At 68.0% G+C, this 6,864-nt stretch carries 7 protein-coding genes and 1 pseudogene; 6 read left to right on the top strand and 2 right to left on the bottom strand.

Translation table 11 applies throughout. The annotated features are described in order from the left end of the window. Both MSZK_RS32930 and MSZK_RS12165 read left to right on the top strand, forming a co-directional pair. Window positions 1–340: glycerate kinase (locus MSZK_RS32930; RefSeq protein WP_233211253.1), on the top strand; the 340-nt coding region annotated here is incomplete at its 5' end. 158 nt (window positions 341–498) lie between these two features. Then, a complete protein-coding gene (locus tag MSZK_RS12165; RefSeq protein ID WP_099248078.1) occupies window positions 499–858 on the top strand; it encodes an iron-sulfur cluster assembly accessory protein in 360 nt (119 codons plus the stop codon). A gap of 34 nt (window positions 859–892) precedes the next feature. On the opposite strand, the gene MSZK_RS12160 is transcribed toward MSZK_RS12165, so the two are convergent. Then, the gene (locus tag MSZK_RS12160; protein WP_099248076.1) at window positions 893–1,564 is read right to left on the bottom strand and encodes a hypothetical protein; all 672 of its coding nucleotides are present in this window, start codon (window positions 1,562–1,564) and stop codon (window positions 893–895) included. A 148-nt stretch (window positions 1,565–1,712) separates the two neighbouring features. Here MSZK_RS12160 and MSZK_RS12155 point away from each other — a divergent pair, with 148 nt between their 5' ends. Next, on the top strand, window positions 1,713–2,687 hold the full coding sequence (locus MSZK_RS12155; RefSeq protein ID WP_099248074.1) for a carbohydrate kinase family protein: 975 nt from the start codon (window positions 1,713–1,715) through the stop codon (window positions 2,685–2,687). 33 nt (window positions 2,688–2,720) lie between these two features. On the opposite strand, the gene asnB is transcribed toward MSZK_RS12155, so the two are convergent. Beyond that, window positions 2,721–4,652, bottom strand: a complete 1,932-nt coding sequence (gene asnB, locus MSZK_RS12150; protein WP_099248188.1) for an asparagine synthase (glutamine-hydrolyzing) — start codon at window positions 4,650–4,652, stop codon at window positions 2,721–2,723. 154 nt (window positions 4,653–4,806) lie between these two features. On the opposite strand from asnB, the gene MSZK_RS12145 reads away from it, so the two are divergent. The 3 genes and pseudogenes from MSZK_RS12145 to MSZK_RS32630 all read left to right on the top strand — a co-directional run. Continuing rightward, entirely contained in the window at window positions 4,807–5,901 is a 1,095-nt protein-coding gene (locus MSZK_RS12145; protein ID WP_371411329.1) for a cytochrome c oxidase subunit II, read from the top strand. 12 nt (window positions 5,902–5,913) lie between these two features. Beyond that, window positions 5,914–6,333, top strand: coding sequence for a cytochrome c oxidase subunit 4 (locus MSZK_RS12140; RefSeq protein ID WP_099248070.1), 420 nt, complete (start codon window positions 5,914–5,916; stop codon window positions 6,331–6,333). A gap of 175 nt (window positions 6,334–6,508) precedes the next feature. Then, window positions 6,509–6,864: pseudogene (locus tag MSZK_RS32630) on the top strand (hypothetical protein); the annotation flags it as partial.

Raw genomic sequence — 6,864 nt, 5'->3', positions numbered from 1 at the left:
GGGTGCACGGCGCGAGTCCGGGGCCGCCGTCATCGCCGGGCACACCGGGCTGGCGCGCGACATCGCCGACGCCGACCTGATCGTCACCGGCGAGGGCCGGTTCGACGACCAGTCTCTGCACGGCAAGGTGGTCAGCGCGCTGGCCGGCGGCGCCCGCGAGCGCGACATCCCGGTGCTGGTGCTCGCCGGGCAGGTGAGCCTGACGCCCGCGGTGCTGCAGGAAGCCGGGATCACCGCCGCCCACGCGATCGCCGATTACGCGGGGTCGGTGCAGCTGGCCATCGACGACGCTGCCAACCAGCTGACCGGTCTGGCCCGGCAAACCGCGGCTGGTCTCTGACTCGGCGGTTCAGCGAGGCTGGCCGGAGGTGGCGCTTGCGCCGGTGGAGGCCAGGGGAAGCTGGGACCGCCGCATCAAGTCGGGAATATGGCCAGGACAAGGTACCGTTGACGAGGTGGGTCAATCCCGCTCAGACATCTGCTTTTAAGGGAGACGCAATGACTGTTTCCGATCAGTCGACCACGACCGAAACCCACGGCGTGACCCTGACCGACGCCGCGGCCGCCAAGGCCAAGTCGCTGTTGGACCAGGAGGGTCGCGACGACCTGGCGCTGCGCATCGCCGTCCAGCCCGGTGGCTGCGCCGGCCTGCGTTACAACTTGTTCTTCGACGACCGCGCGCTCGACGGTGACCTGGTCGCCGTGTTCGGTGGCGTGAACCTGACCGTCGACCGGATGAGCGCGCCCTACGTGCAGGGCGCCACGATCGACTTCGTCGACACCATCGAGAAGCAGGGCTTCACGATCGACAATCCCAACGCCACCGGCTCGTGTGCCTGCGGCGATTCGTTCAACTGAACCACCCGCTCTGCCGCTGTCAACGGCCGTCCAGTCAGTACTGGGCGGCCGTTCGCAGTAGGTAGGAGCAGACCAGCAGCTGGTTGCCCTGCCGCAGCAGCTGTGCGACGCCCTGTTCTTCGCCGCGGTTGCCGCGCGAGCCGCTGCTCGCCACCTTCATGGTGAACAGCACCTGAGCCTGATAGTTGGACCAGGGCACGATCGAGTCGATCGAGGTCACCTCGGCCCCGGAGAACTGCCTGCGAAACGCGTCGCTGGCCAGCCGGGCCAGGGCCAGATCGGATTTGCGGTCCTTGACGCCGTCGTACATCCCGCACAGGTTGTTGCGTGCGATGGTCTCGGTGTCGCCCTTGGCGAGCGCATTCAGATAGTTCGAGATCGCCGATTTGGCCGCCGCGTCGCTGAAGCCGCCCGCCGTCGTCGTGCTGCCGCCCTGGCCGGTCCGGATGATCAGGACACCCGCCACAATGGCACCCACCAGCACCACTGCCGCCAGGCCCAGCCACAGCGCCAGACGTTTGCGCGGCTTCGGTGGGTAGCCGACCGGGGGCGGCAACGCCCCCGGATACACGCCGGGGTAGGGACCGGGCGGCGGAACACCCGGCGGGCCGAACGGCTCGTCGGGGTAGGGCTCGGGGTACGGAGGCCCGGCAATGGGCTGGCCCCCGGGCCCGACCTGCTGGTGCGGCGGAATCGGGCCAGCCATCGATAAATCTCCCTGGGATCATTCGTGCGCCGTGACTTCCAGCACCCGCCGCGGCAGTGCCGACGCCGGCCCATATAGTCGGCTCTTGTACGCAGGCTAGCGCACGCACACGTGCTAGTCCCACAAGCGAATGAAGGGCGGACACAACGTGGCGATCGCGGTGACCGGATCCATTGCCACCGACCACCTGATGCGGTTTCCCGGGCGGTTCTCCGAGCAGCTGCTGGCCGAGCATCTGCAGAAGGTGTCGCTGAGCTTCCTCGTCGACGATCTGGTGGTGCACCGCGGCGGGGTGGCGGGCAACATGTCGTACGCGATGGGCCTGCTCGGTGGCAACCCGCTGCTGGTCGGTGCGGTCGGCTCGGACTTCGACCCCTACCGGCAGTGGCTGGAATCGCACGGAGTGGACACCTCCGGGGTGCTGGTGTCCAAGACCGCCTACACCGCCCGGTTCGTCTGCACCACCGACGAGGACATGGCCCAGATCGCGTCCTTCTACCCGGGCGCGATGTCGGAGGCCCGCGACATCAAGCTCGCCGACCTCGTCGAGCGCAGTGGCACACCGGAACTGGTGATCATCGGCGCCAACGACCCGGAGGCGATGTTCCTGCACACCGAGGAGTGCCGCAAGCTGGGCCTGGCGTTCGCCGCCGACCCCAGCCAGCAGCTGGCCCGGCTCTCCGGAGACGAGATCCGCCGCCTCATCGACGGCGCCACCTACCTGTTCACCAACGACTACGAGTGGGATCTGCTGCTGCAGAAGTCCGGCTGGTCGGAGGCCGAGGTGATGACCCAGATCCAGCTGCGGATCACCACGCTGGGCCCCAACGGGGTCGACATCGTCGGCCGCGACGGCACGTTCATCCACGTCGACGTGGTCCCCGAGACCCAGAAGGACGATCCGACCGGTATCGGCGACGCCTTCCGGGCCGGCTTCCTCACCGGTCGCGGGGCCGGCCTGAGCCTGGAGCGCGCCGCGCAGCTGGCCTCGATGGTGGCCACCCTGGTGCTGGAAGCGCCCGGCCCGCAGGAATGGACCTGGGACCGCGACGCCGCGATCGCGCGGCTCAAGGACGCCTACGGCCCGGAGGCCGCCGACGAGATTCGGGCGGCGCTGAGCTAGATCCCCGGGTCGCTTCGCTCCAGCCCGCCGCGGCTAGAGCTGCACGGGGTAGTGGGGCTCGCGGATCACGGGTACCACTGACTGCTCGACGAAGATGGCGTGCCACAGCATGAAGATCAGCACGGTCCACAACCGCCTGCTGTGGTCGCCCTCGCCGGCGCGGTGGGCGTCGAGCATGGCGCGCACGGCCGCGACGTCGACCAGGTGTCCGGCCTGCGAGGCGTCGATCATCCCGTAGGCCCAGTCCATCAGCTCGCCGGCCCGCAGCCAGTGCCGGATCGGGACCGGGAAGCCGAGCTTGGCGCGGTTGAGCACGTGTGCGGGCACGATCGGCTCCAGGGCGCGCCGCAGCGCGTATTTGGTGGTGGTGCGGGTGATCTTCTGGTCGAACGGCAGCCGGGAGGCCACCGCGAACACCTCGGGATCCAAGAACGGCACCCGCAGTTCCAGTGAGTTGGCCATCGTCATCTTGTCGGCCTTGACCAGGATGTCGCCGCGCAACCAGGTGAACAGGTCGACGTGCTGCATCCGGGCGACCGGATCCCAGCCGGCCGACTCGGCGTAGATCGGGGCGGTGACGTCGGTGTGGGTCCACGCCGGGTTGAAACAAGGCAGCACGGCGCGCAGCTGCTCGTCGGAGAAGCTGCGGGCGTTGCCGTAATAGCGCTCCTCGAGCGTCAGCGAGCCGCGGTGCAGCAGGCTCTTGCCGCGCATGCCGTCGGGCAGCGGCCGTGACGCGCGGCCCAGTGACTTGCGTACCGGCCGGGGGAGATAGTCGAAGCCCTTGAGCGACAACGGTTCCCGGTAGATCGTGTACCCGCCGAACAGCTCGTCGGCGCCCTCGCCGCTCAACACCACCTTGACGTGCTTGCGGGCCTCGCGGGCGATGAAGAACAGCGGCACCAGCGCCGGGTCGGCCACCGGCTCGTCCAGATACCAGACGATCTCGGGCAGCGCGGCAACGAACTCGGCCTGGCTGACCACCTTGGTCACGTGCCGGGCGCCGATCGCCTCGGCCGACGCCACGGCCACGTCGACCTCGGAGAAACCCTCGCGCTCGAAACCGGTGGTGAAGGTGATCAGCCGTGGGTTGTGCCGGATCGCCAGGGCGGCGATCGCCGTCGAATCGATTCCGCCGGACAGAAACGCCCCGACGGTCACGTCGGCGCGCATGTGCTTGGCGACCGAGTCCTCCAGGACCGCGGTGATCTCGTCGTAGCGGGCCTGCTCGGTGCCCGCGCGCAGTGGCGCGGCGGCGAACCGGGGGGAGAAGTAGCGGCTGACCCGGGGCGGCTGCCCGGGGCGGATCACCGCGGAGCAGCCCGACTCGAGCCGCCGGATGCCGCGGTGCAGCGTCTCGGGCTCGGGCACGTACTGCAGCACCGTGTAGTGCTGGATCGCCCGGATGTCCAGCGCGTCGTCGAAGCCGACCTCGCCGGCCAGGGCGAGCAGGCATTTCTTCTCACTGCCGACGGCGGTGCCGCCCGGCCCGGTGGCCATGAACAGCGGCTTGATGCCGAAGGGGTCGCGGGCGCAGAACAACTCCTGGTTGCGGGTGTCCCACAACGCGAACGCGAACATGCCGCGCAGCCGGGTCAGCGCCTCGGTGCCCCAGTGGTGATAGGCGGCCACGATCGCCTCGCCGTCGCCGTCGGTGGCGAAGACCGCGCCGAACTCGGCGTGCAGCGCTTCGCGCAACTCGAGGTAGTTGTAGATCTCGCCGTTGAAGACCAGCACGTAGCGGTCGGGTTCGTCGGGCGGGCCCCAGCGCAGCGGCTGGTGGGAATGGGCGATGTCGATGATCGACAGCCGGTTGAACCCCAGCACCGCGTGGCCGTCCGACCAGGTTCCGGGCTCGTCGGGGCCGCGATGGCGCATCAGATGCGACGCGCCGGCCACCGCGTCGACGACCTCGGGGGTGACGGTGCTGTCAGCGTCTGTCACCAGGGCAAGCAGTCCGCACACCGGGCCCAGTATGCCGTAACCGACGGCGCCCGCAGGCGTCGGCATCGCCGACTCGGACACCGATTTCGAGGTGTGTCGGGCTGGCTGTTCGGGTGTGGTCTACGCTGCGTAGTATTCGATTCGCGGAAAGTTCCCGCGACGAGAAAAATGCGGTGTGGGCCGAGCAGTCGGTGAAACAGGAGGCGCTCACGTGAAGACCCGCGGTTCCCGGTTCCGGGTGCTGGCGCTAGCCGTCACCTTCGGTGCGCTGGCGCTGACCCTCAGCGGGTGCAGCTGGCAGGAAGTGTTCGGGCTGGGCTGGCCCAAGGGCATCACGCCCGAGGCGCAGACCAACCGCGACCTTTGGGTGTGGTCGGTGATCGCCGCGCTGGTCGTCGGCGTCATCGTGTGGGGGCTGACCTTCTGGACGATGGCCTTCCACCGCAAGAAGAAGGGCGCCCCGGCTGACGAGGAGCTGCCCCGCCAGTTCGGCTACAACATGCCGCTGGAGCTGGTCCTCACGGTGATCCCGTTCCTGATCATCTCCGTGCTCTTCTACTTCACCGTCGTGGTGCAGGAGAAGATGATGCACCGCGATCCCAATCCCGAGGTTGTCGTCGACGTCACGGCGTTCCAGTGGAACTGGAAGTTCGGCTACCAGAAGGTCGACTTCAAGGATGGCACCTTCACCTACGACGGCGCGGATCCGGCCCGCAAGGCCGCCATGGTCTCCAAGCCCGAGGGCGTCGACGCCCACGGTGAGGAGCGGGTCGGCCCGGTGCGCGGCCTGAATTCCGAGGACCGCACCTACCTCAACTTCGACAAGGTCGAGACGCTGGGCACCAGCAACGAGATCCCGGTGCTGGTGGTGCCCGCGGGCAAACGCATCGAGTTCCAGGTCGCCTCCGCCGACGTCATCCACTCGTTCTGGGTGCCGGAGTTCCTGTTCAAGCGCGACGTCTTCCCGAACCCGGAAGCCAACCACACCGAGAACAAGTTCCAGGTCTCGGAGATCCAGCTGCCGGACGGCCAGACCAGTGGCGCATTCGTCGGCCGCTGTGCCGAAATGTGCGGCACCTACCACTCGATGATGAACTTCGAGGTGCGGGTGGTTTCGCCCAACGACTTCAAGGCGTATCTGCAGGAGCGCATCGCCGGCAAGACCAACGCCGAGGCGCTGCAGGCGATCAACCAGTCACCGGTGGCCATCACCACCCACCCGTTCGACACCCGTCGAGGCGAGCAAGTGATCCCGCAGGCGAGCAAGTAGGGGACCCCGCAGATGCATATCGAAGCCAGGCTGTTCGAGATCCTGACCGCCTTTTTCATCCTCGCCGCTGTCGTCTACGGCGCACTGACTGCCGTGTTCCAGTACGGCGGGATCGAGTGGGCCGGGACCACCGCGCTGGTGCTCACCGCTGGTCTGTCGCTGATCGTCGGCACCTTCTTCCGGTTCGTGGCCCGGCGCCTGGATACCCGCCCCGAGGACTACGAAGACGCCGAGATCAGCGACGGCGCAGGGGAGTTGGGCTTCTACGCTCCGCACAGCTGGTGGCCGATCCTGATCGCGCTGGCCTTCTCGACCGCCGCCGTCGGCGCCGCACTGTGGCTGCCCTGGTTGATCGCGGCCGGTGTGGTGTTCGTGCTGGCCGCGGTGTCGGGTCTGGTGTTCGAGTACTACATCGGCCCCGAGAAGCACTGAGCGCCCGCGCGTAGGTCACAATCGAGACATCACTTGGCGCCAACGGTGTGCTGGGTCCTTCCCAGCCCGCCCGGTTGGGTAGGGTTTTGCCAGGGCAACGGGAGCCGTCGGCACGCTGCGTGCCAGTCCTTGGCCCGCGTGCCGCGGTGATGTAGTCGAAAGAGGACAGGCGAGCATGAGCGGGCCGAATCCGCCGGATGAGGAGTCGGGCGATCAGGTCGAGACACCGACCGGCACAGGTTTTCAGGCCTATTCCGCGCCGGAGTCCGAGCAGTACACCGCGGGTCCCTTCGTCGCACCCGAACCCGGGCTCTATGACTACGACAGCTACGACGCGGGTACTGAGTACATCGACGAGGCGCGACCGCCGAAATGGCCGTGGGTCGTCGGGGTCACCGCGATCGTGGCCGCCATCGCCCTGGTGGTGTCGGTATCGCTGCTGGTGACCAGCACCGACACCGACAACCTGGCCATTCCGGCGACCACCACGACCGTCAAACCACCGCCGGTGCAGGACGAGATCACCACCAC

The organism is Mycobacterium sp. shizuoka-1 (assembly GCF_002723835.1).
GTDB lineage: Bacteria > Actinomycetota > Actinomycetes > Mycobacteriales > Mycobacteriaceae > Mycobacterium.
Note: the sequence above shows the minus strand (reverse complement) of the source record. Positions and strands in the feature narration are given on the sequence as shown.

Bases quoted from the DNA above. Each gene is read 5' to 3' on its own strand.
- MSZK_RS12160 (WP_099248076.1), bottom strand. From the start codon at position 1,564: ATGGCTGGCCCGATTCCGCCGCACCAGCAGGTCGGGCCCGGGGGCCAG.
- MSZK_RS12140 (WP_099248070.1), top strand. From the start codon at position 5,914: ATGCATATCGAAGCCAGGCTGTTCGAGATCCTGACCGCCTTTTTCATC.
- MSZK_RS12165 (WP_099248078.1), top strand. From the start codon at position 499: ATGACTGTTTCCGATCAGTCGACCACGACCGAAACCCACGGCGTGACC.